Origin of the sequence: Alteromonas sp. MmMcT2-2, from assembly GCF_022348305.1 — a bacterium.
Lineage (GTDB): Bacteria > Pseudomonadota > Gammaproteobacteria > Enterobacterales > Alteromonadaceae > Alteromonas > Alteromonas macleodii.
On sequence record NZ_JAKRFA010000001.1, the window covers coordinates 331,101 to 345,247 of the forward strand.

14 protein-coding genes are annotated in these 14,147 nt (G+C 46.5%); 6 read left to right on the forward strand and 8 right to left on the reverse strand.

The features are described 5' to 3' along the window. Nucleotides 1–17: 17 nt before the first annotated feature. Together MHM99_RS01380 and MHM99_RS01385 are read right to left on the reverse strand one after the other, a co-directional pair. Nucleotides 18–527: a TIGR02444 family protein gene (locus MHM99_RS01380; protein WP_239217841.1), complete on the reverse strand. Its 510-nt coding sequence runs from the start codon at nucleotides 525–527 to the stop codon at nucleotides 18–20. Beyond that, nucleotides 508–2,460 (reverse strand): ATP-binding cassette domain-containing protein, encoded by a 1,953-nt coding sequence (locus MHM99_RS01385; RefSeq protein ID WP_239217852.1) that lies wholly within the window; start codon nucleotides 2,458–2,460, stop codon nucleotides 508–510. Before MHM99_RS01385 ends, MHM99_RS01380 begins: the two co-directional genes overlap by 20 nt. Before the next feature lie 118 nt (nucleotides 2,461–2,578). Between MHM99_RS01385 and MHM99_RS01390 the strand changes: the two genes are divergently transcribed. Further along, nucleotides 2,579–2,785 carry a YheV family putative zinc ribbon protein gene (locus MHM99_RS01390; RefSeq protein ID WP_012520152.1) on the forward strand — a complete coding sequence of 69 codons (207 nt, stop codon included), beginning with the start codon at nucleotides 2,579–2,581 and terminating at the stop codon, nucleotides 2,783–2,785. Between the two features lie 178 nt (nucleotides 2,786–2,963). Beyond that, nucleotides 2,964–4,076: a DUF748 domain-containing protein gene (locus MHM99_RS01395; protein WP_014977789.1), complete on the forward strand. Its 1,113-nt coding sequence runs from the start codon at nucleotides 2,964–2,966 to the stop codon at nucleotides 4,074–4,076. A 22-nt stretch (nucleotides 4,077–4,098) separates the two neighbouring features. On the opposite strand, the gene MHM99_RS01400 is transcribed toward MHM99_RS01395, so the two are convergent. From MHM99_RS01400 to MHM99_RS01410, 3 genes are all read right to left on the reverse strand, one after another. Then, the gene (locus MHM99_RS01400) at nucleotides 4,099–4,257 is read right to left on the reverse strand and encodes a hypothetical protein (protein WP_012520154.1); all 159 of its coding nucleotides are present in this window, start codon (nucleotides 4,255–4,257) and stop codon (nucleotides 4,099–4,101) included. 283 nt (nucleotides 4,258–4,540) lie between these two features. Beyond that, a complete protein-coding gene (locus MHM99_RS01405; RefSeq protein ID WP_014980717.1) occupies nucleotides 4,541–4,789 on the reverse strand; it encodes a SlyX family protein in 249 nt (82 codons plus the stop codon). Nucleotides 4,790–4,798: 9 nt separating this feature from the next. Beyond that, nucleotides 4,799–5,731, reverse strand: a complete 933-nt coding sequence (locus MHM99_RS01410) for a hypothetical protein (RefSeq protein WP_168463679.1) — start codon at nucleotides 5,729–5,731, stop codon at nucleotides 4,799–4,801. A gap of 197 nt (nucleotides 5,732–5,928) precedes the next feature. On the opposite strand from MHM99_RS01410, the gene fkpA reads away from it, so the two are divergent. Beyond that, nucleotides 5,929–6,714: an FKBP-type peptidyl-prolyl cis-trans isomerase gene (fkpA, locus tag MHM99_RS01415; RefSeq protein ID WP_069945209.1), complete on the forward strand. Its 786-nt coding sequence runs from the start codon at nucleotides 5,929–5,931 to the stop codon at nucleotides 6,712–6,714. A gap of 266 nt (nucleotides 6,715–6,980) precedes the next feature. On the opposite strand, the gene MHM99_RS01420 is transcribed toward fkpA, so the two are convergent. Continuing rightward, entirely contained in the window at nucleotides 6,981–7,250 is a 270-nt protein-coding gene (locus MHM99_RS01420; RefSeq protein WP_170826521.1) for a hypothetical protein, read from the reverse strand. 174 nt (nucleotides 7,251–7,424) lie between these two features. On the opposite strand from MHM99_RS01420, the gene greB reads away from it, so the two are divergent. From greB to MHM99_RS01435, 3 genes are all read left to right on the forward strand, one after another. Beyond that, nucleotides 7,425–7,910, forward strand: coding sequence for a transcription elongation factor GreB (gene greB, locus MHM99_RS01425; protein ID WP_014951337.1), 486 nt, complete (start codon nucleotides 7,425–7,427; stop codon nucleotides 7,908–7,910). A gap of 178 nt (nucleotides 7,911–8,088) precedes the next feature. After that, the gene (locus MHM99_RS01430; RefSeq protein WP_168463134.1) at nucleotides 8,089–10,437 is read left to right on the forward strand and encodes a Tex family protein; all 2,349 of its coding nucleotides are present in this window, start codon (nucleotides 8,089–8,091) and stop codon (nucleotides 10,435–10,437) included. A gap of 435 nt (nucleotides 10,438–10,872) precedes the next feature. Then, a complete protein-coding gene (locus MHM99_RS01435; RefSeq protein WP_239217854.1) occupies nucleotides 10,873–12,651 on the forward strand; it encodes a C1 family peptidase in 1,779 nt (592 codons plus the stop codon). A gap of 147 nt (nucleotides 12,652–12,798) precedes the next feature. Here MHM99_RS01435 and MHM99_RS01440 read toward each other — a convergent pair whose 3' ends face one another. Together MHM99_RS01440 and MHM99_RS01445 are read right to left on the reverse strand one after the other, a co-directional pair. Then, nucleotides 12,799–13,725, reverse strand: a complete 927-nt coding sequence (locus tag MHM99_RS01440) for a putative metalloprotease CJM1_0395 family protein (RefSeq protein WP_168463136.1) — start codon at nucleotides 13,723–13,725, stop codon at nucleotides 12,799–12,801. Between the two features lie 14 nt (nucleotides 13,726–13,739). Next, the gene (locus MHM99_RS01445; protein ID WP_168463137.1) at nucleotides 13,740–14,057 is read right to left on the reverse strand and encodes a hypothetical protein; all 318 of its coding nucleotides are present in this window, start codon (nucleotides 14,055–14,057) and stop codon (nucleotides 13,740–13,742) included. Between the last annotated feature and the right edge of the window lie 90 nt (nucleotides 14,058–14,147).

Consider the following 14,147-nt stretch of genomic DNA (forward strand, 5'->3'; position numbering starts at 1 on the left):
GTGTTCTTATTGTGTTTTTACGATAGTTGGTTAACCACTAGGCTCACTAGTTGGCGCGCCTCGTTGTTGTCTCGCAGTCCGTATGCATTTATAAACGCTGCGATAGACGCGTTAAATACGTTAGACGATACAGATTGCCCCAGACCCAGATGCGTGACTGGCTGCTCATTGAACGACGCAACAATATCGTGCTGCTGCTGTCTTTCAAGCTCTAGCTCTTGTGCTTTGAGTGCGTCATATTCTGCTTGGTCTCCGCCTTTTTCGGGGCTCGCAGCCTTTCGCCTTGCACGGTGATACTGTAACTTTTCTTCGGTCGCACTTGATGCCGCAATCACTGCCTTAAGCTGTGGCAAATTAATGATGACATTATTCTCTAAACACCAGCAAATCAGCAAGAGAACGTTTACATTAACCTTGTGGTTGTCTTGCAGTAAAAGCGCAAGAGGAGCCATATCACCTTTGGTATAGCGAGAAACGCTATACTCCCAAAACGCGCGGTTTTCGATATTAGGCGTTGGCATTGTCATACTCTTCTCGTTTTAGCTCAATTTGCTCTTGGGCATCTAGCCATGCCATCTCTTCTTCTTCAAGCTGTTGCTTAAGCTGAGTTTGCTTGTCGAGTAGGCCCATAAGCTGCGCCTTTTTGTCTTCGCTGTAAAGCGAAGTATCGGCAAGTGACGCTTCCACCTCAGCCAAAGCAGCACCACATTTCTCCATGGCTTTTTCGTGTTTTTCAATGGCTTTTTTAAGTGGCGCAACCCTTTGCCTAAACTCGGCTTCACGGCGTTTTTCTTCTTTACGATCTAATTTGCGTTCCGGCTTACTCTGCGCGCCAGTCTCTTGTTGCTCTTCGTTTTTGGCGTCGCTATTGGCCTTGGCTTTTTCCGCTGCCTGCTGTTTTAAAATCCAGTCGCGATAGTCGTCCAAGTCGCCTTTAAATGGTTCAACTTCGCCACTGTCTACCAAATAGAAATCTTCACATACCGAGGAGAGTAAGAAGCGGTCGTGCGAGACCAGTACCATGGCGCCTTCAAAACCTTGAAGCGCGATATTTAGCGCATGGCGCATTTCCAAATCTAAGTGGTTGGTAGGCTCATCCAGCAGCAATAAGTTAGGCTTCTGATAAACAATTAACGCCAATACTAAGCGCGCCTTTTCACCGCCCGACATGGGTGCCACGGGCGCTAATGCTTCATCGCCATTAAATCCAAATCCGCCCAGATAGTCGCGAAGTTGCTGCTCGGTGGCTTTTTCGTCAATGCGCTGCAAATGAAGAAGCGGAGTAGCGTTAGCATCTAATGTTTCTAACTGATGCTGAGCAAAGTAACCAATCTTAAGGCCTTTAGCCGTATTAAAAATACCTTGCTTTGGCGCATGCACACCCGCCAATAGTTTGATTAGCGTAGACTTACCCTGCCCGTTTCGACCTAGAAGACCTATTCTGCTGCCAGGTACTAAATTGAGTTTCACCTGTTGCAGCACAATATGGTCGTCGTAACCCAGCTGTATCTTCTCCATTTGCACAAGCGGGTTAGGCAGTGCCGACGGCGGCGCAAAAGAAAAGCTAAATGGGCTTGCCATATGGGCTGGCAACAAGGTTTCCATTTTCTCCAACTGCTTAATACGACTTTGCGCTTGCTTAGCTTTACTCGCTTTAGCTTTAAACCGGGTAATAAACGAATTGAGGTGCGCTACTTTTTGCTGCTGCTTTTCATATTCAATGTTTTGCAAGCGAATACGTTCAGCGCGCTGGGTTTCGTAAGACGAGTAGTTACCGGTGTAGGTGATAAGCTTCTGTTGTTCAACACTGATAATTTGCGCAACCGTGTTGTCGATAAAGGCTTTATCGTGAGAAATCAGCAACAGCGTTCCCGCGTAGCGTTGAAGCCATTTCTCTAGCCAAATAACGGCGTCTAAGTCTAAGTGGTTAGTAGGTTCATCAAGCAGCAGTAAGTCTGAAGGACAAAGCAGCGCTTGAGCTAGGTTTAGGCGCATACGCCAGCCGCCTGAAAAATCGCTAACTGGTGCGCTTAACTGCACATTGGTAAACCCAAGACCCGACAGAATGGTCGCTGCGCGAGCTTCCACGTCGTATGCTCCCGCTTGCTCGAGCTGCCCGTGAATTTGGCCAATCTTTACACCGTCGCCGCTTTTTTCAGCGGCTTCTAATTGCGCCTGTAGATTACGTAAATGTTTGTCACCGTCCACCACATAGTCTATCGCGGTCCGGTCAGTTGCTGGCGTTTCCTGTGCCACGCTTACAATTCGCCAGTCATTCGGTACGCTGCAGTCGCCAGCATCGACACTTAACTCACTTCTCAGCAGTGCAAAAAGCGTGGACTTTCCGCAGCCGTTGCTGCCAATCAGCGCTACTTTGTGGCCTGGAAAAACCTGCGCCGACACCTCTTCTAGCAACATTTTGCGACCGCGAAGTAGCGATACATTTGAAAGCTTTATCATGAGTAACCTGTGATGGAACAAACTAGGGCGCGTATAATATCAAAAACTTAAGGTAAAAGCTGATCAACACTTACCATTTCAAGGTATAATAATCGCGAAATTCTCCAAAGGTGTATGTATGTCAAAACGTGTAAAACGCCGCTTTGTTGCAGGGGCTACGTGCCCAAAATGCCAAGAGCTAGATACGATTTCGTTATATTTTGAAAATAACGTAGAAAAGTTGGAGTGCGTTGCGTGTGGATACAATGAAGCGCAAACTGATGAAAAGGTGAGTGCCGCCACACGCTCAAACGAAAATGTGATTGGCATCTTTAAACCGCACTAACATTCCTACCCACGTCTCAGTAAATCTTACCGTTAAGCCTGTGTAACACCTTACAACGCTGTGCTCAGGCTTTTTGCAAACGTCTCTTCATGCCACGCCAACGCTGGGTATCCTCGTTACCTAACGAAAGAGGTTGCTCAGGCATAATTTTTGTATTTCCTTCGCAAAGGAGTGAAATATGAAACATGCTAAAAAACGTGCCTGCTATGTCCTTATAGCCTTGTTGCTTACGCTTATTGCCATAAGACTTTACTTGCCTTACGCCGCAGCGTCATACATCAACACGACGCTGAGTCAGTCAAAAGAGTATAACGGCCGCGTGGGCGATGTAGATTTAATGCTATGGCGCGGCGCATACAGTTTAGAACATGTTTTGCTTTATAAGGCGAACGGGCAAGTAGATAGGCCGCTATTTAAAGCTGACTATGTGGAGTTTACGCTTTCATGGTCACAGCTTTTCAAAGGTGCAGCGGTGGGAAAAGTCATTGTTAATTCCCCCGAGATTAATTTTGTAGACGGCAACACGGAGGAGAGAAGCCAGTCTGGTAAGGATGAAAACTGGTTATCTATCGCCGACCAACTCTTCCCGTTACGCATCGATAAGCTAACTATTAACCAAGGAAAAGTCGCTTTCCACAACCCCGATACTTCTCCGGCTATCGACATTGCGCTTCATGATATTCAGCTTGAAGTGAATAACTTGGTGAATAGCGACAACTTGTCAGACTCACGTGTAGCAACGGCCAAAGCGCAAGGACAAACGGCACAGCAGGGCACGATATCCTTAAACGCTAAACTCAACCCCGCAACAACAGCCCCCACATTTGACGTTGATATTCAAGCTGACAACGTTGGACTAGTGAACTTTAAGAACCTACTTGATACCTACGCACCGTTTGATCTGGAAGCCGGCACACTCACGCTTGCGGCTGAAGTGGCGTCTAATGAAGGGAAAGTAAAAGGCTATATCAAACCCATTTTGCATAATGTGGAGGTATTTTCTTGGAAGGGTGACATTGAACGTGACGGCGATGGTTTTATTGAGGGCAGTATCGAAGCCATTTCCGCGTTTGTCACCGAACTGTTTGAAAACCAAAGCGAAGACCAAATTGCCACACGCATTCCTGTTGAAGGCGATTTATCAAGCCCTGACACCCAAACATGGGAGGCATTTACCGCGATTTTAAAAAATGCATTTATCGAAGCTTTTAACGGCGATGTGGAGAAAAGTATAGAGTTGGATAGACTCGAGCTGGATAAGTTGGAAGCGCCGGAAGGCTCTGAAAATTAAGAGCCCTCGCCGCTGAGCGCGCTTAAATAGTACAGCTATCGCCACAGTCGTTGGCGCCGTCGCGCATACCTTCAATCTCTTGACTCTCTTGCTTGTCTTTTTCAGCCTGTTTCTCTGCTACTGACTGCTCAACAGAGTCAAAATCGATGCTATCAAACGCATCCATATCAAAATCGCTCATAACTCACTCTCTTAAATAGTAAAAAAGGCTTCTTTTTGCTGAAGCCTTTGTATCGGGGCGCAAGTGTAATTCAAATGTATATTCTGGCTAAATGAAGACTTCGCCTAACTCATAACAAGATGAACTAGCGTGATGTTTTTTCAACACTACTGCACATCAACGAAGCGCCTTTGATGTCTTCACAGGCCTCTCCCCACGATGAGCGCCCCGCAATAAGTGTCATCGCCAATGGACGTGATCCAAATGAATACCGCGTTGCAATTACTAGTGCGCTTCAATTGTTCTAGTAATGCGGAGGCGGGGTTTCTTCTGACTGCTTAGCAATATTAGACGGCTCGATAGACTTAACGCGGTCAACGACATGGCGTACTTTAAAGGCTAAATCGTCAAGCTGCTTTTGTTGCGAAGACAGCGCATCGTTTAGCGCCTCAATGGTGTGCTCCTGAAACGCAACTTTAGTTTGAAGCTCTTCGATATAGCTATTCGCGCTATCTATTTGCTGTTGTAAATGCTCAGCGCTTTTATCTGTCATGTAAATTCTCTATCTCTCTCGTTGCCATTCTTCGGCAAGGCCACTACTGCTTATGGACAATATATTATCATTGGGGAGGAAGGCGACGCCATACACAACTGCGGTTGGTGGTGAAACTGACTCTCGTGAAGCAACCTGAATGGATTGCACTTGCTCGCCAGTTTCCAAATCCCACAGGTATACTTTTCTGGCGGGAGAGCCTGTTAGTAAAAACTGACCATCTTTGGAAAACTCAACGTCTGTGAAGATTTTCTGACGCGCTGCATATTTGAGGGATGCCACAGGCTGCCCGGTTTGCACATTCCACACTTGCGACTTGCTCTGGCTGTCCGCAGTAAAAGCAAAGCGGCCTTCATCATCAAGCGCTACTTTTGTTACTCGCGTGGGGTGGGTGAATGTATGAATTATTTGCCCAGTGTCAGTGCTCCATAAATACGCTATGTAATCGTTGCCCCCCGTCAATGCGAACTTACCATTAGGGGAAATATCAATGGAGTTAACCTTTTCTTGATGCCCTAAAAACTCTAGTCGACGCGAAGTACGAGGTTCAAAGTACATAACTTTGCCATTTGAGCGCGCCACCAATATGCCGTTACCATTATTGGTAACCACCACATCTCTAATTGATGACTCGTCAATGCGCCAAAAACCTTCAGGCTCGCCGGTCTCCAGACTCCATAAGGCAAACGCCTCGCGGTCAGCGGTCACAACATAGCTTTTGTCGGCGCTAATATGCACTGACATGACCAGGTTGTCACCTTCACCTTGGTGGCTCCAGTGATAAAGGGGATCACTTTGTCCAATTCGCCATACGTTTACCCCGTTATTCACGCCAGAAACCACCGCTAACGTGCCGTCGGTAGAAATATCTGCGGCATAGGCGCCTTCTTCTACATGACGCCACTGCTGTATTGGCGTACTATCAGGGACAGAGCATCCCATGGAATTACCTATAAGTACGATGAGTAACGCTATTCTATGGAACATTTGAGGCCTAAACATAATCAAATGGGTTTCGCTTTGTAAACGCTAGGTTTAACATAGCATGGATCACGCATCTTTAACTATCGTGCACACTGCCTTGGATGCAGCAGTATAGACATAGACGCATGATGATAAAAATTTATGGAGACGTTTTTATGCAGAAGTCGCTCGTTGCCTTATCTACTATCGCTGCGCTAGGCCTTTTCGCTTGCCAGCCAAATACATCTGATGAGGCCGCTTCTACAAGCGCTGATAGTGCAAAAACAACTTCTGTTTCAGCAGAAGAAATGACAGATACGCAAAAGCAAGCTTACGCCATGGGCGCAAGCATGGGTTTGTTCGTTAGCAACCGTGCCGAACAACAAGAGCAACTGGGTTTAACATTAGACCAAGATGCGCTACAACAAGGCTTTAAAGACGGTCTAAACGACACCCTTAAGTTTACGCCAGAGCAGATTCAGCAAATCGCTCAACAAGGCGAAGAAGTACTTCGCGCTAAGCAGCAAGAAATGGCGGAACAAGCCGCTGAAAAAAATATTGAAGCTGGCCTAGCTTACCTAGAAGAAAACGGTAAGAAAGAAGGTGTGGTAACTACCGAGTCTGGTCTTCAGTACGAAGTACTTGAAGAAGGCGAGGGTGCAAGCCCAGAAGCGACAGACATGGTTAAAGTTCACTACCGTGGCACCTTGCTAGATGGCACAGAGTTCGACTCATCTTACAAGCGTGGCGAGCCAGCAGAATTTCCACTTAATCGCGTTATTTCTGGTTGGACTGAAGGCGTTCAATTGATGAAAGAAGGCGCAAAGTATCGCTTCCATATCCCATCTGAACTTGCTTATGGTGCGCGTTCTACTGGCGCAATCACGCCAAACTCGACGCTTATCTTTGACGTTGAGTTGCTAGAAGTGGTCAAGCCTGAAGCAGAAGCGCCAGCGGAATAAGTTAGTGCTTTAAGAAAAAGAGAAAGCCGACGCATAGCGTCGGCTTTTTTGTTTTAGTGAGTCAGCGTGATCCTTGCTTACCTTTTCCCTACGAGCCAGTGGGTTTTCACCACGCGCGTACCCAAATAGTAAAGTGGGTTATTCAATATGCTTGGTGCCTCGAATTACACTAATAAGCTTAGTCTAAATCGACCAAATTTCACGGTCTATTCCAAGCCTTTTTGGAACAATTTCGCCTTAAAACTTGGTGCTTAAAACAAAAGGTTTTAACGCTGAGGGGCGCGCCGTCTTTCTGTGTGTACCTTAAACGTAGCAAAATGATTTAACAGAGACTGACCCACCTTATACATAGCACAACCTAAAATAAGATATATCACGGTTTGCATACTATTTAAGCGAACAACGATATCAAGCAAGGCATACAACAATAACAGCGCGCCACTTAAAAACAGCATAAAACCGATGATAGTACCGCTGGTTTGGAACGGATCGTTCCCCGACCTTCGACGGTTCAACATTGGTATCCTGTTACGCATTCATTTCCCCTAATGGTTTGACTATTATTTATACTACGACACTAAACGAAAGGTTTATGTTCAATAATTATTCAATCTGGCTCTTTTGTCACTTTTTGACGTACAGAAAGATTGCGTTTTGCCTTATTACCCACATAAAGTAGGGGTAATTAGCTGGATTATTTATAGGACATTGTGAAAACACCGCTTATCACTCGAAAGGGCTACTTAAAGCTTAAACAAGAACTGGATTTCTTGTGGCGTGAAGAACGACCTGAAATTACTCGCAAGGTAACCTGGGCAGCGAGCCTTGGTGACAGAAGCGAGAATGCCGACTACCAGTACAATAAGAAGAAGTTACGGGAAATTGATCGCCGCGTACGCTACCTTCGCAAGTGCTTGGAAAACCTAAAGGTTGTGGACTACGATTCACAGCAAGAGGGTAAGGTCTTCTTTGGTGCCTGGGTTGAAATTGAAAACGAAGCGGGCAAGGTGATGGAACTTAGGCTCGTGGGCTACGACGAAATTTTCGGCCGAAAGGATTACATTTCTATCGACTCTCCGATGGCGCGAGCACTGCTTGGCAAAGAAGAAGACGATGAGTTTGTTGTAAAAACCGAAACGGGCACGAAAGAGTGGTGGATAAACCGTATTTGGTACGATGCAACAGACAAACTGTGAGCACTAATATGCCCTATTTAATCCCCCATTGGTAACACAATGATCAGACGACTTTCCCTACACCGCGGTGATATACTCACCGCTCCTATTTTCACTACCGACGCTGTGTATATAAGCCTTTCACACACCGTTTATTCGCCATTGCCTGACGCGAATTTTTAGTATCTTAGAGCGACTTATGATTATCAATAAAATTGCAGATGAACTTAGCGTTCAACCTTCGCAAGTAACTGCCGCTGTTAAACTTCTTGATGAAGGGTCTACCGTACCTTTTATCGCGCGCTACCGAAAAGAAGTGACACAAGGCCTTGATGACACACAGCTGCGTACCTTGGAGCAGCGCTTAACCTACCTGCGAGAGCTTGAAGAGCGCCGCGATGTAATCCTTAAATCTATAGAGGAACAGGGCAAACTAACCGACGAGCTTAAAAGCAGTATCACCAGTGCTGACAGCAAAACTACCTTGGAAGATTTGTACTTACCGTACAAGCCTCGCAGGCGCACTAAAGGCCAGATTGCTATTGAAGCAGGCCTTGAACCTTTAGCTGATACCTTATTTTCTGCCCCAGATACCGATGCTGAAAGTGCAGCAAGCGAATACGTTAACGCAGACAGTGGCATTGCTGATACTAAAGCAGCGTTAGAAGGCGCCCGCTATATCTTAATGGAGCGCTTCGCCGAAGACGCTACACTGCTGGCAAAAGTGCGCAAGTACTTAACTGAAAATGCTTATGTAAAAAGCACGGTTGTATCAGGTAAAGAGCAAGAAGCCGCCAAATATAAAGACTATTTCGAACACAGTGAAAAGTACAAGAACGTACCATCTCACCGCGCGTTGGCTATGTTTAGAGGCCGCAACGAAGGCATGCTACACATTCAGCTAGATGCCGACCCGCAGTCAGAAGACAACGGCCCATCGCATTGCGAACATATTATTGCCAGCCATTACGATATTATGCACCGCGGCCGTGGTGCAGATGACTTCTTAGCTCAAGTTGTACAGTGGACGTGGAAAATCAAAATTGGTTTACACATGGAAACTGAGCTCTTCAGCGCCCTTAGAGAACGCGCAGAAGAAGAAGCCATTGAGGTATTTGCTAAAAACCTAAACGACCTGTTGATGGCTGCACCTGCAGGTGCAAAAACCACTATGGGTTTAGATCCAGGTTTGAGAACCGGCGTTAAGGTAGCGGTCGTAGACAGCACAGGTAAAGTGGTCGCAACCAACACCATATTTCCGCATGCGCCACAAAACCAGTGGGATAAATCTATTCGTACTCTCACCACGTTATGCAAACAATACAAGGTAGATTTGATCAGCATTGGCAACGGTACAGGCTCGCGCGAAACCGACAAGCTCGTTGGCGAAATGCTCAAGAACAACAGCGAGCTTACCGCACAAAAAATTATGGTCAGTGAAGCGGGTGCATCGGTGTATTCAGCCTCTGAGCTTGCTTCAAAAGAATTGCCTGACCTTGACGTTTCAATCCGCGGCGCAGTGTCTATCGCTCGACGCTTGCAAGACCCGCTGGCAGAGCTGGTTAAAATTGAACCTAAAGCTATTGGTGTAGGCCAATATCAGCATGACGTAAGCCAAAGCCAGTTAGGCAAATCGCTAGACCGTGTTATTGAAGACTGTGTAAACGCAGTTGGCGTTGACTTAAACACTGCATCGCCTGCGCTGTTGAGCTACGTATCGGGCTTAAATAAAACACTTGCGCATAACATTGTTAATTTCAGAGACACCAATGGTGCTTTCCCAGACCGTAAAGCGCTATTGAAAGTCGAACGTTTAGGGCCTAAAGCCTTTGAGCAAGCGGCAGGCTTCCTTCGCATTGTAAACGGCACCAACCCACTTGATGCCTCTGCGGTTCACCCCGAAGCGTACCCAGTGGTAGATAAAATTGTAGATACGGCCGCGGTTGCTGTTAATGACATCATCGGCAATACCGAGCTTCTAAAAAGCCTGTCGCCAGATACCTTTACCAGCGACGCATTCGGTTTGCCAACGGTTAAAGACATTCTAAAAGAGCTGGATAAGCCAGGCCGCGATCCTCGTCCAGAGTTTAAAACTGCCACGTTTAAAGAAGGCGTTGAAACCATTAACGATCTTAAACCAGGCATGATTTTAGAGGGTGTGGTTAGCAACGTGGCCAACTTTGGCGCGTTTGTTGATGTAGGCGTACATCAGGATGGACTGGTGCATATTTCAGCACTGACTAACAAGTTTATCTCAGACCCACGCGAGGTAGTTAAAGCAGGCGATATTGTCAAAGTAAAAGTGCTTGAAGTAGACGTACCGCGCAAGCGTATTTCCTTCACCATGCGCTTAGACGATACACCGAGTCAAAGCAATAATGCAGGCGGCAAACCAGCAGCAGGAAAACCACAAAATAAAGGGGCTGGGCGTGCTAAAGCAAAAGCAAACCCGCGTTCAAATCAGGGTGGCGGCAATCGCAACAGCCAGCCTCAAAACAGCGCCATGGGCAACGCTTTTGCCGATGCCTTTGCTAAAGCAAAAAAGTAAACAGTAGCGATTCACCATAATTTACTGTTGCTTATAGAGGGCCTGTCACTGACAGGCTCTTTTTGTATCACGCTTCCATTTAGCCTGCCGTTTTTGCTACATTAGATTGTGGTACATTAGTTCGGGCGCATGGAAATTTTATGTGCCCAAAAACTCTTTAGCCAAAAGCACCAAAATAGAGAATACCGAAATAATGAAGAGGTGTGGGTCACACCGAAACCGAAGTTCGTATATTGGTAGCGTTTAACAAGGCCGTTGACATGCTTTTAGAGCCTTAACGTTTAACGAAGGTAATGTTGCTCATTTGACCACAGCCTTTTTCTAGGCAGCACTTTCGGACAACCATAATGAGCTAAGGGCCCTAACCTTTGGTGTACGAGCGTAATCATCCAACTGTACAGCAAAGATTATCTGCCCTCATCAAAGGATGATTTTATGAACTCGCCTGTCTCAAAAAACATGCTGAATGTCAGCGCCGATTACCCCGACCTTCGGGATCGTTATTACCAGCCAAATCTTACTCCACTTAAGCCTTTTATCGACCCGCCGGGCAATTTGGTTATCTTAGATCAAGGGAAAGATGGTGCCTGTACGGGCTTCGCATTGGCGGCAACCATCAATTTCATTTATCGTCAGCAGGGCCGAAAACATACTGTTAGCCCGTGGATGCTTTATGCTATGGCCAAACGTCACGATGAATGGTTAGGCGAAGCCTATGAGGGCTCAAGCTGCCGCGGTGCGATTAAAGGCTGGTATAACAGCGGAGTATGTAACTACTCACTAACTGAAGATATAAAGCACAGCAACGAGTTTGATATGACCCTAGCCATTGCTAATAATGCCAGCAACCACCGGTTAGGGGCTTATTATCGCATTGAACGGGAAATCAGCGATTTTCACGCCGCGCTTAATGAAGTGGGCGTTATTTTTGTGTCTGCAAGAATTCACGAAGGCTGGCAAGACCGTGAAGGCGATGTCATAGAGTTAAGACCGGAGCCTATAGGTGGTCATGCGTTTGCCATTGTAGGCTACAACGATGAAGGGTTCTGGATCCAAAACTCCTGGGGGACGGATTGGAAGAAGTCAGGTCTGGCACTTTGGCGTTACGATGACTGGGCGTTAAACGTTATGGATGCGTGGGTTGTTCAACTCGCACTTCCTATTTCAGGTACAGGCACCTATCACCAAGCTACCCGCTCTATTGCACAGGGGTTATTTTCCCGCTCTACACCGCGAGTGAGTATTCAAGATCACTTCGTCCACTTCGACGATGGTCACTTTGATACAAGAAGCAAATACTGGAGCAACAAAAATCATGTTGATGCCATTATTGAAAAGCTTGCTGACGGTAACCATCGCCATGTAATGCTATATGCACACGGCGGCTTAAATAGCATAAAAGCTTCGGCTAAACGCATTGCTGCCATGAAAGACACCTTTCTTAAAAACGATATTTACCCCATTCACTTCATGTACGACACGGGTATGCTAGAAGAACTTAAAGATATTCTGGGCTTTAAGAAAAAAGAGATTAGCAACAAAGTTGGAGCCTTCACTGACTACACTGACCGCATACTAGAATGGGCAACACGTAAAGTAGGCGGCGCACTGTGGCGAGAAATGAAATCAGACGCTTGCACGCCTTTTACCCGTACCACATCAGATGGTACGTATTTCCTAACGCAATTGGCCGCCTACTTGAAAGACAATTCAGATATTAAGCTGCATGTCGTCGGTCATTCGGCAGGCTCTATTTTTCATGCACACAGCCTATCTAGGCTGTGTAAAGTTGATGAAAACATAACGATTAAGAGTCTGCATTTACTGGCTCCAGCCATTAGCTACCCCTTGTTCAACGAAAAGCTCTCTGCGCTTATAGAAGGGAAACACATTGAATCGACCACGGTTTACAACTTATCTGAAGCGTTGGAAAAAGATGACCACGTGGCGCGTATTTACCAGAAGTCGTTGCTCTATTTAGTATCAAATGCGTTTGAATCCAAACCAGAGATGCCCTTGTTAGGTATGGCTGTGTTTAATCAGCCGCTGCCTAACGTGACGTTTAAGTACAGTGAAGGGAAAGAAGGTGATGCCACCGCCGCCACGTCCCACGGCGGCTTCGATAGCGACGTAGATACCATGAACTCGGTGCTTTCAGACATCACTGGCGGCTCACCTAAATATCCGTTTACAAAGGCAATACTGGATTATTAAGCCCTGGTGGTTTGAAGGCAATGCAAGGGAAGTGAAAGTGCTTTTTTCGCGATTTAGCCCTTAGCTATGACGGGCTAATATGACGGGCTAATATGACGGGCTAAATCGTTCGTGCAATATTAAGCAGCTAGCGTTAATTGCACGTTATCATGCTTGAAGCGATAAACCTTCTCTAGAGGGGGTGTAAGCTTGCAAATAAGCATTTTGAATTCGGCCAATTCGTGTTTGCATCACATTAGACTCATTTGCCTGAAAGCCTTGTGTGTCTGCTGATGAGGATTGATTATCTAACACCATATTCGCAATAGAATCGGTTGCGGTGCCTATATTTGTATCGGGCTGCAAGGCTGCCCCTGAGTCTGCAACAATGCCATTGCTTTGTGCTGAGGTAGAACCTGTTGAAGCCGTTTCTGTTTGGCCTTTGGCAATCTCGCTACGGGCCTCTGTGGCTTTTTGAGAAGCCTCTGCAGCCACTTTTAAATCTTGTGATGAAGGTTCAGCTGGTGCGAGGGCGGCTGCGCGCACTTGCTCCATTTTTTTCAGCGTTTCTTCAGGCGTTTTTTCTTCTGAAACATCAATCGACACTTCGCCATCGGTCACATAGCGTTTATTGTCAGGGCCTGTAGTGTATTCATATTGCGGAGCACCGGCGTACTGACCGCCTGTTGAAGCATGCGCTTGCTCGTGAACCCTCACTTCCTGATCGCGGGCTTTTAACTGCTCAATTTCAGCAGCGTCTTGTTTCTCTTGCTGTTCTTGTTGCCTATCTTGCGCGCCCTGCTTGCCTGCACTCTCATCTTGCGCATTATCTTTCTGTTGCCCAAATACGTTTTGAAAGGCAGCTTGAAGTTCTGTTTGTACCTGAGGGCGTTCGTAAGTAACCGGCGCTGGCGGCTGGCCGGGGCTCTTCGCTTTATCGGCTTCTGACCCCAAGCCTTTTTGAGAAGCCCCTTGCTGGGAATCTGACGCTTGGGGAATAGTTTCACGCTGCACGTTATCTCTACGTGCAGACTCTGTATTTATGTTCGCCGTGGGATAAGCAATAGCGTTAAGGATTGGTGTAACGATATTCACCGTAACTGTTCCACCTACGCAAGCACGTCTATGACGGTACCAAGCATCTCATCGGCAACACCTAATACTTTGGCAGAGGCTTGGGCATTACGTTCGTTTACATTGAGCGCGATTAAGTCGTCAGTGAGACGCGTGGAGGTAGACGTTGAGTTCGATGACGTGTTTATTGTGTCGGTATTGGTCGCAATAGGTTGAGCGGGTGCTACCGCATCCTCAGCAGTTCGCTGAGCAATATTTGATGCTGCCTGCGAAATTCCGTCGCTGGCATTTTGTAAACCATATTGAGCCGCTGCAAATGCAGAGCCTGCACCTAAACCATCAATACTTGTCATACACTACCCCTAACCTCTCATGTGCAATTATTAACCAATTTCACACAAATGGAAAGACATGTATTACACCCTGTCATTAACTTATTGTAA

Bases quoted from the DNA above. Each gene is read 5' to 3' on its own strand.
- MHM99_RS01420 (WP_170826521.1), bottom strand. From the start codon at position 7,250: ATGCGTAACAGGATACCAATGTTGAACCGTCGAAGGTCGGGGAACGAT.
- MHM99_RS01430 (WP_168463134.1), top strand. From the start codon at position 8,089: ATGATTATCAATAAAATTGCAGATGAACTTAGCGTTCAACCTTCGCAA.
- MHM99_RS01390 (WP_012520152.1), top strand. From the start codon at position 2,579: ATGTCAAAACGTGTAAAACGCCGCTTTGTTGCAGGGGCTACGTGCCCA.
- MHM99_RS01400 (WP_012520154.1), bottom strand. From the start codon at position 4,257: ATGAGCGATTTTGATATGGATGCGTTTGATAGCATCGATTTTGACTCT.
- MHM99_RS01380 (WP_239217841.1), bottom strand. From the start codon at position 527: ATGACAATGCCAACGCCTAATATCGAAAACCGCGCGTTTTGGGAGTAT.
- fkpA (WP_069945209.1), top strand. From the start codon at position 5,929: ATGCAGAAGTCGCTCGTTGCCTTATCTACTATCGCTGCGCTAGGCCTT.
- MHM99_RS01395 (WP_014977789.1), top strand. From the start codon at position 2,964: ATGAAACATGCTAAAAAACGTGCCTGCTATGTCCTTATAGCCTTGTTG.
- MHM99_RS01445 (WP_168463137.1), bottom strand. From the start codon at position 14,057: ATGACAAGTATTGATGGTTTAGGTGCAGGCTCTGCATTTGCAGCGGCT.
- MHM99_RS01385 (WP_239217852.1), bottom strand. From the start codon at position 2,460: ATGATAAAGCTTTCAAATGTATCGCTACTTCGCGGTCGCAAAATGTTG.
- MHM99_RS01410 (WP_168463679.1), bottom strand. From the start codon at position 5,731: ATGGGATGCTCTGTCCCTGATAGTACGCCAATACAGCAGTGGCGTCAT.
- MHM99_RS01405 (WP_014980717.1), bottom strand. From the start codon at position 4,789: ATGACAGATAAAAGCGCTGAGCATTTACAACAGCAAATAGATAGCGCG.
- MHM99_RS01435 (WP_239217854.1), top strand. From the start codon at position 10,873: ATGAACTCGCCTGTCTCAAAAAACATGCTGAATGTCAGCGCCGATTAC.